This is a genomic window from Paenibacillus xylanexedens (genome assembly GCF_017874615.1).
Lineage (GTDB): Bacteria > Bacillota > Bacilli > Paenibacillales > Paenibacillaceae > Paenibacillus > Paenibacillus xylanexedens.
Window position 1 is genome coordinate 25573 of record NZ_JAGIKV010000002.1, and the last position, 17809, is coordinate 43381.

The following is a 17809-nucleotide window of genomic DNA, read 5'->3' on the forward strand; positions in this document are numbered from 1 at the left end:
CTACTCTCATGATACCATACCCACCTGTCACATCAAAAAGAATAGCCTCTTTCACTTCACATTTAATCACAAAAAGAACCTTCTCCACAGACAGCTGTACACAGCCTACCTGAGAGAAAGTCCTTTTCCATTCATATGATTGCATTACTTAATCAGTACTGATTCCCCAATTCCAAAGCAATGCTCTTCTATTGATTCAGATCCGGACGTTTACCTGTCACCAGGTATACCGTGCTCTCACCAATGTTGGTTGCATGATCGCCAATCCGTTCAATGTAACGTCCAACCATCATCAGCAGCATAGCCTGAGAAGCCTGATTAGGATGCTCTGACATTAACGTGTAGAGATCACTGATCATGTGGCTGTACAGTTGATCGACCTGATCGTCTGTCTGAGCCATTTTGTAGGCCAGGTCTGTGTTTTCTTTCAGGAAAGATTCGATGGATTCATCAATCATGGATTTCACGATTTCTGCCATTTGCGGGATATCCACCAAAGGTTTAATTAGCTTCTGTCCATCCATACGGAGTGTCACCTTCGCCACGTCGAGCGCAAGATCTCCCATACGCTCCAGATCACTGGAGATTTTGAATGCCACGATAATACGTCTGAGATCCTTTGCCACCGGCTGTTGTGTGATGATCAGTTTGGAGCCAAGTTCCATAATTTTGTCTTCAAGGGCATTCAGATTCGCATCATTCTTGATGATGACCTGAGCTTTCTCCGCGTTCATCGTTTGTAAACTCTCAATAGCACCATCCAATGCTGCTCCTACATGTTCACCCATTTGTTTGAGCAAGGTACGCAGCTCTTCAAGCTCCTGATCAAATTCTTTTCTGCGAATCATAGATTTCATGTCCTCCTTATCCATCATCTCCGGGTATGCCGGGATCATTCCAATTCAGCTCGCTTAACCGAACCTTCCAGATATATAATCCTCGGTCCGGGAATCTTGCGGTGTGGAGAATAACGTCTCCGTATCAGCTGCCTCCACCACTTCACCATTCAGGAAAAATACCGTGCGTCCAGATACCCGTGCCGCCTGGTGCATATTGTGGGTAACCATAACGATCGTGTACTTGTGATGCAATTCTTTCACCAGCTCCTCAATCTTCAATGTGGAGATCGGGTCGAGTGCAGACGTTGCTTCATCCATCAGCAGAACGTCAGGCTGTACAGCCAGCGCCCGTGCAATACAGAGACGCTGTTGTTGTCCGCCAGACAAACTAAGTGCCGACTTTTTCAATACATCCTTCACTTCATCCCATAGGGCAGCATGGACAAGACTTTGTTCCACCAACTGATCCAGTTCAGCCTTTTGGGTTACCCCGTGCAAGCGCGGTCCATAAGCCACGTTATCGTATATGGATTTTGGAAAAGGATTCGGTTGTTGGAACACCATGCCAACTCGTTTGCGCAGTGTCTCCACTTCAATCTCATTACTGTAAATGTCAGAGCCACTCAGCATAACCTGGCCTTCCACACGAACACCCGGAATCATGTCATTCATCCGGTTTAACGTGCGAAGCAATGTCGATTTACCACAACCTGACGGCCCGATGAACGCAGTAACGGTTTTTTCCGGCAGATCCATCGATATATTTTTAAGCGCGTGATGCGTATCATAATATAAATTAAGATTTTCAATGTGAATGAGGTCCTTCATGGATGTTCACTTCTCCTTCGCTGCAGGGACACGAAAACTCCCTTTACGTTGAGACCGATACTGATAATCTTTCATCGCTGCTCGGCCATCTTTAATATCCTACCCTTTCATTGTAAAAACAGTATCACTTTCATGTTAACGGAATGTAAAAAAGACATCCTTAACCTTCATGATCTGCTTGATGGATCAATCTGATTCCTGATGTCTGCCTTATTGACTACTTTATATTACTCACTATTCGAAACCATCTCATCCAGCTTCGTCCGAATGTGCTCAGCAACTTCTCCAGCTTTTCCGCCTTCCATGGCGATCTCCTCTGCTATACGAGACAAATCTCTCACCGCACTGTTCAGTTGTCGGAACGTTGCTCCCCCTGCGGTGACATGCACCGAACTGTCGTCAATCTCCGCTCCGCTTGCCTTAACCAGTTCAACAGTCTGAAGGGTCAATCCACCAATATTCTCTAGCAATGAAGACATGTTCCCCGCAACCTCGCGGGTCTGTTTTGCGAGCGCTCGGATCTCACCTGCAACAATCTGAAAACCTCGTCCATATTCACCGGCATGAGCTGCTTCGATGGAAGCATTCAGGGCGAGGAGACCACTCTGATCTGCCAGGGAGCGAATGGAATGTGCCATGCCTGAGCCTGTTTTGATCGAATTCAGCATGTGATCCGCATGTTGTCCTTGACTCTCCATATGCTGATGTACCTGGTTATAGGAAGCATCAACGTGCTTCAAACTCTCTTCGCCCTGCTTGGACAATGCCATGATCTCACGGGCCTCATGAACGGTCTGATTCGCTGCATTCACCAGCTTGGTGACCGCATTATTGATTCTGGATATCTCCTGTCTGCTCTCGGTTACTGTACGTATGCGCTCTTCCGTAACAGCCTGTTGCAATCTGCGAGATAGCGACATTACGTCACGCATCGTCAGCACACCAAGCAGTCTGCCTTGGTCCGTAACCAGCAGACAATCGTAAAAATGCTGTTCATCCCGTCCAAGTGCGATATCAATAATCGTTGAGGCTTCCATATGAATATCTGCTATGACCGGAGATGTATTCACTACTTGTATGACCGGCTTACGGTAGAATAGATCTGCGGCAAAACGGCCATTTAACATCCGATATAACGTCTCTCGCATTAACAATCCAGTAGGTTTCATCTGCTCATCACACAATACAATACATGGGTGCTCCTGATCCTGATTCATCATCGTCGCAGCTTCTCCACAGGTCGTATGGACCCCCGCGACAGGTACCTGACGATAATGGTCATGCAAATGGATTACAGGTTCTTCAGCAACAACCGTTTCTTCACTCTGCTTCATTTCAGATGTTGTTAATTCTTCATTATGTAAAACAACATGAGGCTGGTCAGGTTTCACTTCGAGCAACATGGGCATAAATGCGCAATCTCCTTTACGTAATACCTCCATCTTGAGGTGGGTTATGTAGGTACAAAGTATCACTCAGATAAGTCCATGCTACTCCCTCTACGTAAAGAAAAATCTTCCTTTATGTTAAATGAACGTAAAATAAAACTCCCCGATCATTGCTAACTTGAATGATGGGGAGTTTTTCTTTTGACAACCAATTTATAACCTACACCACGAATGGAATCAATGTGAACCGATTCCGGGTCCAGCTCCAGCTTTTTACGTAATGAACTGACGTGAACATCCACGGTTCGTTGACCTCCGATATAATCAAAGCCCCACACAGCGTTCATCAGATCATCCCTTGTCAGTACCACACCCGGCTTTTTAGCCAAATATAGAAGTACTTCGAACTCTTTCGGACGCAGACTGATGGATTGTCCACCGAGTGTCACTTCATACTTCAGAGGATAGATCTCCAGCTCTCCCAAAATAATTCGTGAACCATCCTTGTCCTCAGGCTGTGGTAAATCTTCACCATTGGAATAACGTCTTAATACCGCATCCACTCTGGCTAATAACTCAGATACACCAAATGGTTTGGTAATATAATCATCGGCACCCGACTTCAGACCCTGTACAACCTCGGCTTCACCGGTCTTCGCCGTCAGAATGATAACTGGTGTACTGACACCCTGAATTCTTAACTTGTTCAGAATGTCCAGACCATTCATGCCCGGAAGCATCAGATCCAGCAAAATGAGATCAAATTCCTGGGACAAGGCCCGATCATATCCTGCAGATCCGTGATCCTCTGCCGTAACATCGTAACCTTCCTGTGTCAGGTTATACGTGAGTAATCTTGATAATGTAGGTTCATCTTCAATAACTAGTAAACGCTGTGCCATGATACCCCTTCTCTCTTCATAGGTTGTCTGTTGCCACAACACTTTTTCTATCATAGCACTAATTTGTTAACGCGGTGTAAAACAATACAACCTTTTTACATTTTGATACCCGATGCCTACATCTCTTCGTCTTGAATGAATGGAAGAATCACACGGAACGTTGTCCCCATGCCCAGTTCACTCTCTACAGACAATTTGCCATGATGCAGTTCCACCAGATGTTTAACGATGGAAAGTCCAAGGCCTGTGCCCCCTGAATTACGAGATCTGCCTTTATCAACACGATAGAATCGTTCGAAGATTCGCGGCAAATCTTTTTTCGGTATGCCAATTCCTGTATCTGACACCGCAAAGACAACTTCATCATCATTATCCATCGTCACCTGTAACTTCACTCGTCCACCATCGGGGGTATAGTTGATGCCGTTGGATAACAGATTGATGAAAATCTGCTTCATCTTGTCCTCATCCGCTTCAATGTACAGTTCCTCCGGAACATGCATTTCCAGACGAATTTGCTTTTTCTCCGCCACCTTGGACAAGGTGCCCAACACCATTTCGAAGAAAGAGTGTACATGCACAGGTGAGCATTGCAGCGGTGCGCGTTTCGATTCAATTTTGGATAACTCCAGAATATCCCCAATTAATCGGTTAAGTCGATCTCCTTCATCATAGATGATTTTCAGGAATGATCGCTCTGTCTCCTTATCCTGTACCCCGCCGCTGAGCAACGTTTCGGCAAACCCTTTGACCGCAGCGACTGGTGTCTTGAGCTCATGAGAGACATTTGCAACAAACTCACTGCGCATGGACTCCAATCGGCGAATCGCCGTCACGTCCTGCAACAGGAACAACATGCCTCGATACCCGCCATCATCTTCGGACATCGGTACTCCATCAATACGGATCAGTTTTTCCTCCGGGTTGAACACACTTACTTCTTCATGCATCCGTTCTTTCAGTGCAACACTCTCTTCAATGGTACGTGTTAATTCGTAGTGTCTTTTCAATTCAGTATAAGGCTTACTCGTAACCTTTCCTGCCTGAATACCAAGCATACGCTCCGCTTCCCGATTGACCAGTGCAATGGATTGCCCTGCGTCGATCATGACAATACCTCCGGTCATGTTCGCGAGGACACTCTGTAACAACGCTTCATTGTCACGGATCGTCTTCAGCTGGGACTGCAAGCTGTCTGCCATTCCATTTATCGCAAGCCCCAGCTGTCCGATCTCATCTCTACGCGTTACATCAACTCTGGCATCGTATTCCAGCTTGGTGATCCGATGAGCCACTTTTGTAATATGCTCAATCGGGGAGGTTAATCCACGTGCAACCCGATAACTGACAAATGCGACAATTAAGAACAATAATCCAAGTGCAGCAAACATAATCATCCAACCACGCTGAAGCCCTTGATCCACAGCCTGTAGACTCATGGATAGACGAATATAACCATCAAATTTGCCGCTAGGGATTTCAATCATGTCGCTTTGATCCGAATTCACAGGTAGTGCTACATACAGCATGTCTTGTCCCAATGTCTCACTGTAACGTATGGATTGGCCGTATCCATCTCCGACGGCACCCTTAATCTCCTCACGGTTCAGGTGATTATCCATGGATGCCGGATCACTCTCGGAATCTCCAATGACCATGCCGTCTTTATTGATGAAGGTTACCCGGGAATCCGTCAGACGATCCAATTCCAGCGCCCGATCTGAATAATATTTTCGTGTGGCTTCCGAGGTTGGATCGCTTGCATCATGAAACGGGAATGTAGCTTTGAGCAGATTAATCTCGCGCACCATCGTTTGCTCCAGTGCGGTAGTATGCGTAGTTTTAAACACTCTGCCCATCGTATATCCAGCCACAATGACGGATACGCCGATCAGCACCATCATAATGATGGCAAGGCGAATTCGGAACGGTCTCATCTATCTCTTCCTTTATGTTCAGATTAATATCTAATGAATTGCTCTACATTGAATCCAGTTCAATTCGGTCCCCACGGGTACCCGGATTGGAAATCACGAGAAACTCCACTTCTTCGTCGCTCTGATTCATCATCGCACTGTGCATCCCATATATAATGTGCTGCATTCTGTTTGCTCATTGTGATATGACTTGCCCCTCCGAGTATAATTGCTCGATCTATCATATCACAGATTAGGGAGCTTCCAATCTTTTCAGTCAGTACTTTGCAATATGCTATTCAACTGAGATCAGACATGGCTATTAATAAATTATCATAGTTGTATCAACAGAGATGCCGACTTTTGTAAACAGGTGCTAAACCGCATTTTGGCTTACATATCCACCTGATATAAAAAAAGACGCACCGCTCAGCCATGCTGAAAACGATACGCCTCTCTATATAATCAATCCTATCCTGAGTCTAAACGTTCATTACGTATTATCCGTTCACCACTTCGCCGCCATTCACATGCATCACCTGTCCGCTCACATACGAGGAATCATCTGAAGCAAGATATACATAGGCGGGAGCCAGTTCATCCGGTTGTCCCGGCCGCTTCATTGGCTGCGTTGCGCCGAATTCACTTACTTTTTTCTCATCAAATGTGGATGGAATGAGTGGTGTCCAGATCGGCCCTGGTGCAACGGCATTGACACGAATTCCCTTCTCAATCACATTCATCGATAGCGAACGAGTGAACGAAGTGATTGCTCCTTTGGTAGATGAATAGTCAAGCAGGGTTGGGCTTCCGCGATAAGCTGTGATGGAGGTTGTATTAATAATCGTACTGCCCGTCTTCAGATGTGGCAGGGCTGCCTGCGTCACATAGAACATGCCGAAGATATTGGTACGGAATGTACGCTCCAACTGTTCTGGCGTAATATCCTCCAGATTCTGCTGTGGATGCTGTTCTGCTGCGTTATTCACGACAATGTCCAGTTTGCCCAATTCATCTACTGTGTGCTGAACCGATTTCTTCGCAAAGGCATCATCACCAATGTCACCTGCAATCAAGATGCACTTGCGTCCTTCTTGTTCGACCTGACGTTTCGTTTCCTTGGCATCTTCGTGCTCGCTCAGGTATACAATGGCGACATCCGCGCCTTCCTTGGCATACGTAACAGCAACAGCACGTCCAATTCCGCTGTCACCCCCTGTAATAAGGGCCACCTTACCCGTCAGTTTACCTGCTGCCTTGTATTCAGGCTTCTCAAATTCCGGTCTGGGATGCATCTCCGATTCAATACCGGGGCGTTGATCCTGATGCTGTGCTGGCATTGTTTTTTGATTTTGTTGTGTGTTGGTTGACATCTAACATTCTCCTCTCAAAATGTGAACATGTTTGGATTACAGAAGACATGGACTCTAACTGTAACCTTCCTTGTCTTTCGTTCTCTGAAAAAGTCTCATTCTGTAGGATGGCATGAACAGTTCAGATTATTCTTCTGCGATGAACAGCAACTTAAGCCTCGCCGTGCTGTCTCTAATCGTTATTTACCACTCTCTTTGGATATCAAACAACCGATTTGCTTTAATGGCTGTTTGGCCAAAATTCGAAATTTATTCGAAATTAGACTGTTTCATGATACAAAGTGTATTCCTATGCCGCTTGGGCTGATGTACAATGTACAGTATACTGATGTGCTTTAACTCTCATCTTTATTGGTTTAATCATTCTAACCTAACATGGAGACCTGACAATGGAATCGCATATTAATACATATATAACACTCGTCGCTACTTCAGCCGTGCTGAATGTCTTTTTGTGTTTATATACCTATTTCAGAAGATCCAAGATTCCCAGTTCCAAAATATTCATTCTCTACACAGCAGCACTCTCCATATATACTTTTGGTTATGCAATTGAGCTAGCCAGCGACACGCTGGAGCAGATGTTGTTTTGGACCACCGTGGAGTATATAGGCATGCCCTTCTCCGCATCTCTTGGCCTCATGTTGATGATAAAGTACACAGGAAAAACGTTATCCAAAAAGGTAACTGCCGCGCTGTTTGTAATCCCTTCCATTACACTAGGTATGGTTGCAACCAATGACTTTCATCATCTATTTTATAAAAAAGTATGGCTAAGAGAAGATAGTCCCGTTCCTCTGATGGATATCGCAGTCGGTCAATGGTATGTTGTACACGGTGCATTCACCTTCTCCTGTCTGTTATGTGCCTGCCTCATTCTGATTGGACAATGGAGACACACCAAGAAAATGTACCGTCGTCAATTACTTACTCTCATTACTTCACAGATTATTCCTATGGTCGCAGCTTTTCTGTATTTGCTTGGTTTGACCCCCGGCGGGATGGACCCCGTACCCGTACTCATGTGTATCACATCTGCCATGTATATCTGGGCGATTCTATCCTCACGTCTCCTGACCATCGTACCCATCGCCAAAGACAGTATTTTCGAGAGTATGCGTGAAGGTGTAATTGTACTGGATAGTTTCAATCGACTGGTCGATTACAACAGATCTCTGCGTGACATGTTGCCAGAGCTTAATACAACCATGATTGGCCAACCCTTGGATGATATCTGGCTTACTCTTGCTGGAAAGACGTTTCCCGTTGAATACGGCAGGGAAGGATTACAAACCGATCTGTACTGGCAATTAAATGGAGAGACCGTCTGTTATCAGGTCAGGACATCTTACGTGTATAACAAGGATGCACAGACTGTGGGCAGTCTAATTATGTTAATCGATATAACGGAACAACGCTTCTTGCAAGAACAGCTGAAACAACTGGCTTATTTCGATGGTCTGACCAAAATCTATAATCGCACTCAATTTTTGCATAGAGGACGGGAGATTTTGAGTGAAGCTCAGCTTAATCCGCAACCTGTTTCATTTATTTTATTTGATATTGATTACTTTAAACGCATCAACGATACGTACGGGCATGATGTTGGCGATCAGGCCCTCATTCATGTGGTCTCCGTATGTAATCGGTACTTAAGACCTGAGATGTTGTTTGCCCGTTATGGAGGCGAAGAGTTTGTCATCGCTCTTCCGAATACCTCGCTTCAAGAAGCCGAGAAACTTGCCGAACAACTGAGAGTTGCCTTGTTGAATGACCCCCTGGATGTTAAGGGAGTGCCTATTACGCTGACCTCAAGCTTTGGCATTGCCCAGTACAATGGAGGTTCGGATTCGCTGGAATCCTTGTTACGCGACGCTGATACTGCCTTGTACGAATCCAAGCGTAATGGTCGAAATGCAGTGCGTGCGTATACTGTGAGTACAACCTAACCCATGTAGACCGTGTCAGATGGTAATGCATGATGTTATGTATAGTAGTGATCCCTCTAGTTTCAGTTCAAATAAACCGAGGACTGCTGATTCCATCTTGATGATAACAAAAAATAGACAGCCAATGAGGCTGTCTATTTTTTGTTTGTTTCAACGAAACGCCGTCTTACATATCATCCGGCTTGTCCTAATTACGTCTGCAAACGCTTAACCAACAACTAACAATACATCTTCGTAAGGTGGATTAACCGTCCGCAACGCACTTAGATCACCTGATTATTCACCATCAGGTACACCATAATTAGCAAGAATACAGCCAGAAGTGTACTGAACATACGAATCTTGCTTTGCTCAGGACCCACATCACGTTTGTTTTTCACACCTTCTGCAGCGAGTCGCAGTGGTTTACCCATAATTCCTCCAATAGCCGCAATAGCCAAGAGCAGAACAACAACGACAGCCATCCAGACATGAGAATACTCACCTTTGGTCATCAGGTAACCACCAGTAAGAAGTTGGATTACAAGTCCATACTGCGCGACTTTGTTCAAAGAACGAAGCGATGCAAAGGCTCCCTCTTGTGCTGCGGCATTCAAGGTACGGATTTTACCGACCACAAATGGCAGAATCAAATAGAATCCCATCGCCAGTGCTCCAACAATATGGAGCAAATACATAATCATTGTCAAAATTTTCATCCTCCTCAACATTTTCGGTGTGCTATACATCACATCCCATTATACTGGGGAACTTATCCAAAGAAAAGAAAACCTCCGGGTTTACCGGAGGTTTTCTTTTAGCTTCTGTTCAAAAAGTTTTCAAACTTACAGGTTTACTACCGAAATGACGTTGCGAACCGAATCAGCAGATTTATCCAACCCTGCTTTTTCTTCCGTTGTCAGTTCAAGTTCGAATATTTTCTCAATGCCGTTACCACCTAGAATGGTTGGTACACCGAGGAACAGATCATTATAGCCATATTCACCTTCAAGATAAGCGATCACTGGAATGATACGTTTCTTGTCCTTCAAAATCGCTTCGGTCATCTGAACGAGTGAAGCCGCTGGTGCATAATAGGCACTGCCGTTACCCAGCAAATTCACAATCTCCCCTCCGCCAACACGTGTGCGTTGAACAATGGACTCAATGCGGTCTGCAGGAATCAGCGTGTCAATCGGAATACCACCTACGCTCGAATAACGAACGAGTGGTACCATGTCGTCTCCGTGGCCGCCAAGAACGAATCCACGAACATCTTCAACAGATACATTCAGCTCTTGCGCAATGAAAGTACAATAACGTGCTGTATCCAGAACACCTGACTGACCGATAACACGGTTTTTAGGAAAACCAAGGGTCTGATAAGCAGCATAAGTCATCGCATCCACTGGGTTGCTTAGAATAATGACGATGGAATCAGGGCAATATTTTTTCACATTTTCACAAACGGACTTCACGATACCCGCATTCGTATTGACCAGATCGTCGCGGCTCATACCCGGTTTACGGGCGATACCAGCGGTAATGATTACAATCTCAGAACCTGCAGTATCTTCGTAGTTGGAAGTACCGACGATATGACTATCAAATCCTTGTACAGGACTTGCTTCCATCATATCGAGTGCTTTCCCCTTCGTCGGGTTCTCCAGTTGAGGAATATCAACCAGCACAACATCCCCGAGTTCTTTTTGGGCAAGCATTAATGCGGTCGTAGCACCGGTAAAACCGGCGCCGACTACTGTGATTTTTTTGCGCTGAATAGTCAAGATTCACATCTCCCCTTACAGGTTTTTAATGATTTGATCCGCGAATTCAGAACATTTCACTTCAGTAGCGCCGTCCATCAGACGTGCAAAGTCATACGTTACTGTTTTATTGTTAATGGATGTTTCCATACCTTTGTAGATCAGGTTAGCTGCTTCTTGCCATCCCAAGTGCTCAAGCATCATTACTCCAGACAGAATAACGGAACCAGGGTTCACGACATCTTTGTCCGCGTATTTAGGTGCAGTACCGTGAGTCGCTTCAAAGATAGCATGTCCTGTTACGTAGTTGATGTTCGCTCCAGGAGCGATACCAATTCCGCCAACTTGGGCTGCAAGTGCATCGGACAGATAGTCACCGTTCAGGTTCAGGGTTGCGATTACATCAAACTCGCCTGGACGAGTCAATACTTGTTGCAGAGCAATATCGGCAATTGCATCTTTTACGATGATTTTACCAGCATCTTCAGCAGCTTTTTGTGCTGCATTCGCTGCATCTGTACCTTCGTTTTCTTTGATGATGTCGTATTGTGCCCATGTGAATACTTTGTCAGCGAACTCTTCTTCAGCCACTTCATATCCCCAGTTTTTGAAGGCACCTTCTGTGAATTTCATGATATTACCTTTGTGTACCAATGTAACCGTCTTACGGTTATGGTCAATTGCGTACTGAACTGCTGCACGTACCAACCGTTTCGAACCTTCGGAAGAAACTGGTTTGATACCAATACCGGAAGTTTCAGGGAAACGGATTTTGTTAGCACCCATCTCTTGTTGCAAGAACTGGATCACTTTTTTCACTTCTTCAGAACCTTCAGCATACTCGATTCCTGCATATATATCTTCCGTATTCTCACGGAAAATGACCATGTCTACCAGCTCAGGACGTTTAACCGGAGAAGGTACACCGTCGAAATAACGAACAGGACGCAAGCATGTGTACAGGTCAAGCTCTTGACGCAGGGCTACGTTCAGGGAACGAATACCGCCACCGATTGGTGTAGTCAATGGTCCTTTGATCGCTACGATATACTCACGAATGGCTTCCAGTGTATCATTCGGCAACCACTCACCGTATGTATCGAATGCTTTTTGTCCAGCAAACACTTCATACCATGCGATTTTTTTGTTGCCATCATAAGCTTTTTCAACAGCTGCATCCAATACACGTTTGGAAGCTTTCCAGATATCACGGCCTGTACCGTCACCTTCGATAAATGGAATGATTGGATTACTAGGTACTTGAAGTGTACCGTTATCAATTTGGATTTTTTCGCCTTCAGTTGGGTGAGCAAATTTTTCTAATTTCATAGTTAAAATTCCTCCTAGGTTTCGTATATGCAGTATTCATCATACCACTAGTCTTGTTGAGAGAAGGGTCCTGAGAGCTTAAGCCAGTAACGCCTCTGCTTTCCAACCCTTCACCTCGTCCATATTATTATACTGTTTTTGCGGCTATTAGCGAAGTTCAATAGAAACGTATTTCTGTTCTGTAGGACCAGTGTACTCCGCACGTGGACGAATGATGCGATTGTCCGCAAGCTGTTCCAAAATATGCGCAGTCCATCCAGACACCCGGCTGATGGCAAAGATCGGAGTGAACAATTCCTGTTCGATCTCCAGTTGGGTGTATACAGAAGCAGAATAGAAGTCTACGTTAGGCTTCAGTCCTTTTTGTCCTGTTACCAGTTCCTCGATCTTCACAGACATATCATACAAGCGCGTATCATTGTTCATCTCGCCAAGTTCCTTGGACATCTTCTGTAGATGTTTGGCGCGTGGATCACCATTTTTGTACACCCGATGTCCAAAGCCCATGATCTTTTCACGATTATTCAGTTTTTCCTGAATTGCCGCTTCAAGACGATCAGGCGTACCAATCTCATTCAACATTTTCATAACGGCTTCATTAGCACCGCCATGCAGTGGTCCCTTCAGTGCGCCAATGGCGGAAGTTACACCGGAATAGATATCCGACAGCGTCGCAACCGTTACACGGGCTGCAAATGTCGAAGCGTTTAACTCGTGATCCGCATGCAGGACAAGGGCTTGATCCAATGCTTTCACTGCGGTCTCGGATGGTTCTTCACCAGTCATCATATATAAAAAGTTCTCTGCGATGGAAGCGCCTTCTTTTGGAGCCACAGGTTCTTTGCCCTGACGGATACGGGCGATGGCTGCCACAATCGTTGGCAACTGTGCTTGCAACTTAACCGCTTTGTTCTCATTTGCTTCCGTTGTCATCTCATCCGCTTGCTCGTCGTACAGTGCAAGTGCAGAGACAGCGGAACGAAGTGCTGCCATGGTACTGACGTTTTTCGGATACAATTTAATTTGTGCAATCAACTCGCTCGGAATCGGCGCGTAATCGCTCAGGCTTTTACGAAGGGATTTCAATTCATCCGTTGTTGGCAATTTACCGAACCACAACAAATAGGCAACTTCTTCAAAGCTGGCATGTTCAGCCAAATCGTCGATATCGTAACCACGGTATGTGAGCACACCGTCTACAATAGAACTGATCGAAGAGGTTGTTGCAACGATGCCTTCCAGACCTTTGGTAGCTGTCATATACATCTCTCCTTTAATAAGCGAAATCAGGAACCATTCCAGAGTGTCATATAGGTGCCAAAATGCACCTATTCTCTTTTTGTAAACATTTTCATTTTAAAATTAACAAATATTTCAAAATGGGGTTTTCCTATCTGTCAATCGGTATTCACTTATAACATCATACTGGATTTTGTCGTTTATGTGAACATGATGAGAGTTCATTCGCACATCAAACTTCTTTATCGGACCGATAAAGCATTTTTGAAAGCCTTTACAAAAACAAGGTTGACATTTAATGTTTTTTAACCAATCCTGTCGTATGAAGAACTTTCTATTGCTATATTCTGTAATACTAAGGCATACTCTAGGCAAAAGAAAGAATCCCCGTACTTCTTGTTCAAAAGTCCGCTTTTGAACAAGATCTGGCAACATCCCGGCGTTTCAAAACCTTGTAAATGCTCTATATTAATTAAGATAGCCATCTATTTCTAATACTGCTTCATGGATCATACATAGGTCGGCTTAATTGAACTAAGGAGAGTTGATGCTTGGATAGAATAATAATGAAACGCCTGCTCCGTGGCTTATGGGTTATCATTGCGGCCGTTCTGATCGCCGTTGCCATATACTTGTTGTTCCCGCTCTTGTACCCTTTTGCGATCGCCTGGATTATCGCCTATGCCATGAATCCATTAGTGAAACTGCTTCAGCATCGAGCACGATTCCCGCGCTGGCTGGCTGTGACTCTTTCATTGATCCTTTATTTTGGAGCCATTGCGGTGGTGCTGTCTGCGGCGATTACCCGCATGGTAAAAGAAGTCATTTCACTTACGACAAGCTTTGATCTTCATGTTGATGAGATCAAGGACACGTTTGTGCGCTGGACCCAGAATGACACCATTCAGAGTTTGACTGCGCAGATCAATGAATTTTACAAGGAAAATCCCAACTATCAGGAAACCATCAACAGCAATATTAGTAAAACAACTGAAACGGTGGGTACAGCCGTCACAGATCTGGTCACCGGATTTTTCAACATGATTCTGAGTCTACTGACTTCCCTGCCGAACATGGGCGCGGTATTAATCGTTGTTCTATTGTCTACATTCTTCATTAGCAAAAGCTGGACCAGGCACAGCATCACCGTATCGGGATGGGTGCCCTCTTCCATTCGCAAGCCGATATCCGACATATGGACTGACCTTAAGAAGGCACTGTTCGGATACGCAAGAGCACAATTGATCATGATCTCAATTACAGCACTATTCGTCATGATTGGGCTGCTTATATTGCAAGTCAATTCAGCCTTCACCATCGCTCTGATGATTGGTTTGGTCGACCTGCTTCCTTATCTGGGTGTCGGTCTGGTCATGGTGCCTTGGGCAGCGTACCTCTTTATGAATGGGGATCTGTATCTGGGTATTGGCATTAGTATTATCTATCTGATCTTATTAATCGCCCGTCAAATTATTGAACCGAAGGTACTTGCAAGCAGTGTAGGGCTCGACCCACTCGCCACGCTGGTTGGCATGTTTGTGGGCTTGAAGTTGTTCGGTGTTCTGGGCTTGATTATTGGCCCTGTCAGTCTCGTGATTCTCGATGCGTTCAACCGGGCTAACGTATTACGCGACCTCAGAACGTATATCATCAACGGCCGTGTCCGATGAGGCATCATCTTACGAGTACGCAGGAAAAATAGAAAAAGGCTTCGTTCAACAGAAATTATCTGTTGAGCGGAGCCTTTTCCATTATGCATAACAACTGGTGTTTCATTTCGGACGACGATAAAACGTAATTTTGCCACTTTTCATTTTTTTCTCCAGCCACCCCAGGAAGAACAGACGGTACACCGGACGTGTTAATGGAAATACCAGTGTAAACCCGATCAGATCCGTTACAAAGCCTGGAATCAAAAGCAAGAAACCACCGACAAAAATAAAAAGACCATCGACCATTTTTCTTCCAGGTACCTTGCCACGCTCCATCTCGGATTTGGCGTCCACAAGTACTTTTCGTCCTTCAAACTGCAACATTGCTATACCAATCAAGGACGTGAGAATCATGAGAAGCAATGTCTTTCCGGCTCCGATCCAGTCACTCATCAGAATAAAACCAAATAATTCAATCACCGGAATGATTAAGAGTAAAGCCCACATCCATTTTCGCATTGACGTATTACCCCTTTCCCGAAAGCCACACCTTTTCAAGCGCGCTGTATAGCTCAGAGGCTGCCTTATCCAGCCGAACTGGCTTCCAGTCCCCATTCACCCACACATGCTGGGTAGAACCTGTAACTAGCCGTTCACCGGGGAGTGATTCATCAGTTGACCATACCCGTTCTCCAATCGCCATATGCTCATCAGGTTCTTCAGACATGCGTCTTACGTCATACTCATAATTCAGTCGCAGACCACTAAATGCAGCAATACGGGTGAAAATGATAATCTCATCATCATATCGGGCAGGCTTGTGATACTTCACATCCAGTCCGGTTACGGGAAGCAGTAACCCCTGTTCCTCCATTTTACGATATGTATACCCCATTTGGCGAATCATCTCAGTTCGACCGATTTCAAACCAATTCAAATAGTTCGCGTGGTAGACCACGCCCATCTGGTCACTTTCTTGATAGCGTACACGAAGACGTGCCGCATACCAGTTACCATTACTCAGTTCTCGCACGTTATCGGCCTCCTTCGCTCTAACATTCATACGTGTTACATCGTTGTAAAGTGTCAATAAGATGGAAAAAAAGCAACGGGACAATAAAGCCCCATTGCTTCTTTCCTGTTGCTTCTCCATCCAAGACGCTATTAAGCGTTGTTTGGAATTTGACTTACTTTAATCAGGTTGGTAGAACCGGAACGACCCAAAGGTACACCTGCTGTGATCACAACTAGGTCTCCTTCTTTAACAAGTCCGGATTTTACGCCGCCTTCAATTGCATTTTCGAACAAAGCATCCGTGGAATCAACCAGTCTTCCTTTGACAGGAGTTACACCCCAAGCCAGAGCCAAACGACGGGAAGTTCTGTCTTCCGTTGTCACAGCGATGATTGGAGATTCTGGACGATACTTGGAAATCATGCGTGCAGTATGTCCTGATTCAGTCGAAGTAATGATCGCTTTTGCGTTCAAATCTTGAGCTTGAAGAGCAACCGATTGGCTGATTGCTTCTGTAACTGTTGTTTGTTGAGCAACACGTTGTTTCAGGTACAACTCTTGGTAAGGCAGAGCAGATTCTGCTTTTTCAGCAATACGGGACATGGTCAGAACAGATTCAACAGGGTATTTACCCGCAGCTGTCTCACCGGACAACATGATTGCGTCCGTACCGTCGAAGATCGCATTTGCCACGTCACTTGCTTCCGCACGTGTTGGACGCGGGTTACGCTGCATGGAATCCAGCATTTGTGTAGCTGTGATAACCGGTTTACCTGCAACGTTACATTTTTGGATCATGCGTTTTTGTACCAATGGTACTTCTTCCGCAGGAATCTCAACACCCAGGTCTCCACGAGCAACCATCAGGCCGTCAGACACTTCAAGGATTTCGTCGAGGTTATCGACACCTTGTTGGTTTTCGATTTTGGAGATGATTTGGATATGTCCAGCATTGTGTTTTTCAAGCAATTCACGAATCTCAAGTACATCACTTGCTTTACGTACAAAAGAAGCCGCGATGAAATCGACACCTTGTTCGATACCAAATACGATATCATTAGCGTCTTTTTCGGTGATACCCGGTAGAGAAATGGCAACGCCCGGAACGTTAACACCTTTTTTGCTTTTGATCGATCCGCCGTTAACGATACGGCATTTGATCTCGGTGCCTTGCACTTCCACCACAGTCAGTCCGATCAGACCGTCGTCGATCAGAATTGTAGATCCCGGTTCAACATCATTCGGAAGATCTGTATACGTAATGGAAAGACGTTCTTTGGTTCCCAGAATTTCTTCTGTTGTCAAAGTGATGTACTCGTCTTGAACCAATTCGATCGGTTCAACTTCGAGTTTACCTGTCCGAATTTCCGGTCCTTTGGTGTCCAGCAGGATCGCTACTGTTTTGTTCAACTCTTCGCATGCTTGGCGAATCGCAATGATCCGTCCGCCGTGCTCATCGAAATCACCGTGGGAGAAGTTCAGACGGGCCACATTCATACCGGCCATAATCAATTTTTTGGTGTTTTCCAGAGATTCACTGGATGGACCAATGGTACATACAATTTTCGTTTTACGCATTTTGGGTTTCCTCCGATTTTAAAAGGTATTACTCTTTATCTATTTTTCTTTTTCCAA

Annotated in this window: 16 protein-coding genes; 2 read left to right on the plus strand and 14 right to left on the minus strand. The window is 45.1% G+C overall.

Annotated features, from left to right (window positions below):
• Positions 1-188 precede the first annotated feature (188 nt).
• The 7 genes from phoU to J2Z28_RS02435 all read right to left on the minus strand — a co-directional run bounded on the left by phoU (position 189) and on the right by J2Z28_RS02435 (position 7246).
• Positions 189-848 (minus strand): phosphate signaling complex protein PhoU, encoded by a 660-nt coding sequence (gene phoU, locus J2Z28_RS02410; protein ID WP_036609819.1) that lies wholly within the window; start codon positions 846-848, stop codon positions 189-191.
• A 63-nt stretch (positions 849-911) separates the two neighbouring features.
• Positions 912-1667 carry a phosphate ABC transporter ATP-binding protein PstB gene (pstB, locus tag J2Z28_RS02415; protein WP_076209092.1) on the minus strand — a complete coding sequence of 252 codons (756 nt, stop codon included), beginning with the start codon at positions 1665-1667 and terminating at the stop codon, positions 912-914.
• A gap of 227 nt (positions 1668-1894) precedes the next feature.
• Positions 1895-3076 carry a methyl-accepting chemotaxis protein gene (locus tag J2Z28_RS02420; RefSeq protein ID WP_211081065.1) on the minus strand — a complete coding sequence of 394 codons (1182 nt, stop codon included), beginning with the start codon at positions 3074-3076 and terminating at the stop codon, positions 1895-1897.
• 152 nt (positions 3077-3228) lie between these two features.
• The gene (locus J2Z28_RS02425) at positions 3229-3957 is read right to left on the minus strand and encodes a response regulator transcription factor (RefSeq protein WP_062833557.1); all 729 of its coding nucleotides are present in this window, start codon (positions 3955-3957) and stop codon (positions 3229-3231) included.
• A 116-nt stretch (positions 3958-4073) separates the two neighbouring features.
• On the minus strand, positions 4074-5894 hold the full coding sequence (gene pnpS / locus J2Z28_RS02430; protein ID WP_211081066.1) for a two-component system histidine kinase PnpS: 1821 nt from the start codon (positions 5892-5894) through the stop codon (positions 4074-4076).
• 43 nt (positions 5895-5937) lie between these two features.
• The gene (locus J2Z28_RS31450; protein WP_280530802.1) at positions 5938-6060 is read right to left on the minus strand and encodes a hypothetical protein; all 123 of its coding nucleotides are present in this window, start codon (positions 6058-6060) and stop codon (positions 5938-5940) included.
• A 313-nt stretch (positions 6061-6373) separates the two neighbouring features.
• A complete protein-coding gene (locus tag J2Z28_RS02435) occupies positions 6374-7246 on the minus strand; it encodes an SDR family oxidoreductase (protein WP_211081067.1) in 873 nt (290 codons plus the stop codon).
• 389 nt (positions 7247-7635) lie between these two features.
• On the opposite strand from J2Z28_RS02435, the gene J2Z28_RS02440 reads away from it, so the two are divergent.
• Positions 7636-9195: a histidine kinase N-terminal 7TM domain-containing diguanylate cyclase gene (locus J2Z28_RS02440; protein ID WP_211081068.1), complete on the plus strand. Its 1560-nt coding sequence runs from the start codon at positions 7636-7638 to the stop codon at positions 9193-9195.
• Between the two features lie 263 nt (positions 9196-9458).
• Here J2Z28_RS02440 and J2Z28_RS02445 read toward each other — a convergent pair whose 3' ends face one another.
• From J2Z28_RS02445 to citZ, 4 genes are all read right to left on the minus strand, one after another.
• Complete coding sequence (locus J2Z28_RS02445; RefSeq protein WP_017689485.1) at positions 9459-9884, minus strand: hypothetical protein; 426 nt, start codon at positions 9882-9884, stop codon at positions 9459-9461.
• A gap of 135 nt (positions 9885-10019) precedes the next feature.
• Complete coding sequence (mdh, locus tag J2Z28_RS02450) at positions 10020-10961, minus strand: malate dehydrogenase (RefSeq protein ID WP_211081069.1); 942 nt, start codon at positions 10959-10961, stop codon at positions 10020-10022.
• 15 nt (positions 10962-10976) lie between these two features.
• Entirely contained in the window at positions 10977-12269 is a 1293-nt protein-coding gene (gene icd, locus J2Z28_RS02455; protein ID WP_017689487.1) for an NADP-dependent isocitrate dehydrogenase, read from the minus strand.
• Positions 12270-12416: 147 nt separating this feature from the next.
• On the minus strand, positions 12417-13529 hold the full coding sequence (gene citZ / locus J2Z28_RS02460) for a citrate synthase (protein ID WP_211081070.1): 1113 nt from the start codon (positions 13527-13529) through the stop codon (positions 12417-12419).
• 530 nt (positions 13530-14059) lie between these two features.
• On the opposite strand from citZ, the gene ytvI reads away from it, so the two are divergent.
• A complete protein-coding gene (gene ytvI, locus J2Z28_RS02465) occupies positions 14060-15178 on the plus strand; it encodes a sporulation integral membrane protein YtvI (protein WP_211081071.1) in 1119 nt (372 codons plus the stop codon).
• Positions 15179-15280: 102 nt separating this feature from the next.
• Here ytvI and J2Z28_RS02470 read toward each other — a convergent pair whose 3' ends face one another.
• From J2Z28_RS02470 to pyk, 3 genes are all read right to left on the minus strand, one after another.
• Complete coding sequence (locus tag J2Z28_RS02470) at positions 15281-15679, minus strand: FxsA family protein (RefSeq protein ID WP_036609835.1); 399 nt, start codon at positions 15677-15679, stop codon at positions 15281-15283.
• 7 nt (positions 15680-15686) lie between these two features.
• The gene (locus tag J2Z28_RS02475) at positions 15687-16223 is read right to left on the minus strand and encodes an acyl-CoA thioesterase (protein WP_211081072.1); all 537 of its coding nucleotides are present in this window, start codon (positions 16221-16223) and stop codon (positions 15687-15689) included.
• 101 nt (positions 16224-16324) lie between these two features.
• Positions 16325-17752, minus strand: coding sequence for a pyruvate kinase (gene pyk / locus J2Z28_RS02480; protein WP_017689492.1), 1428 nt, complete (start codon positions 17750-17752; stop codon positions 16325-16327).
• Positions 17753-17809: the final 57 nt, after the last annotated feature.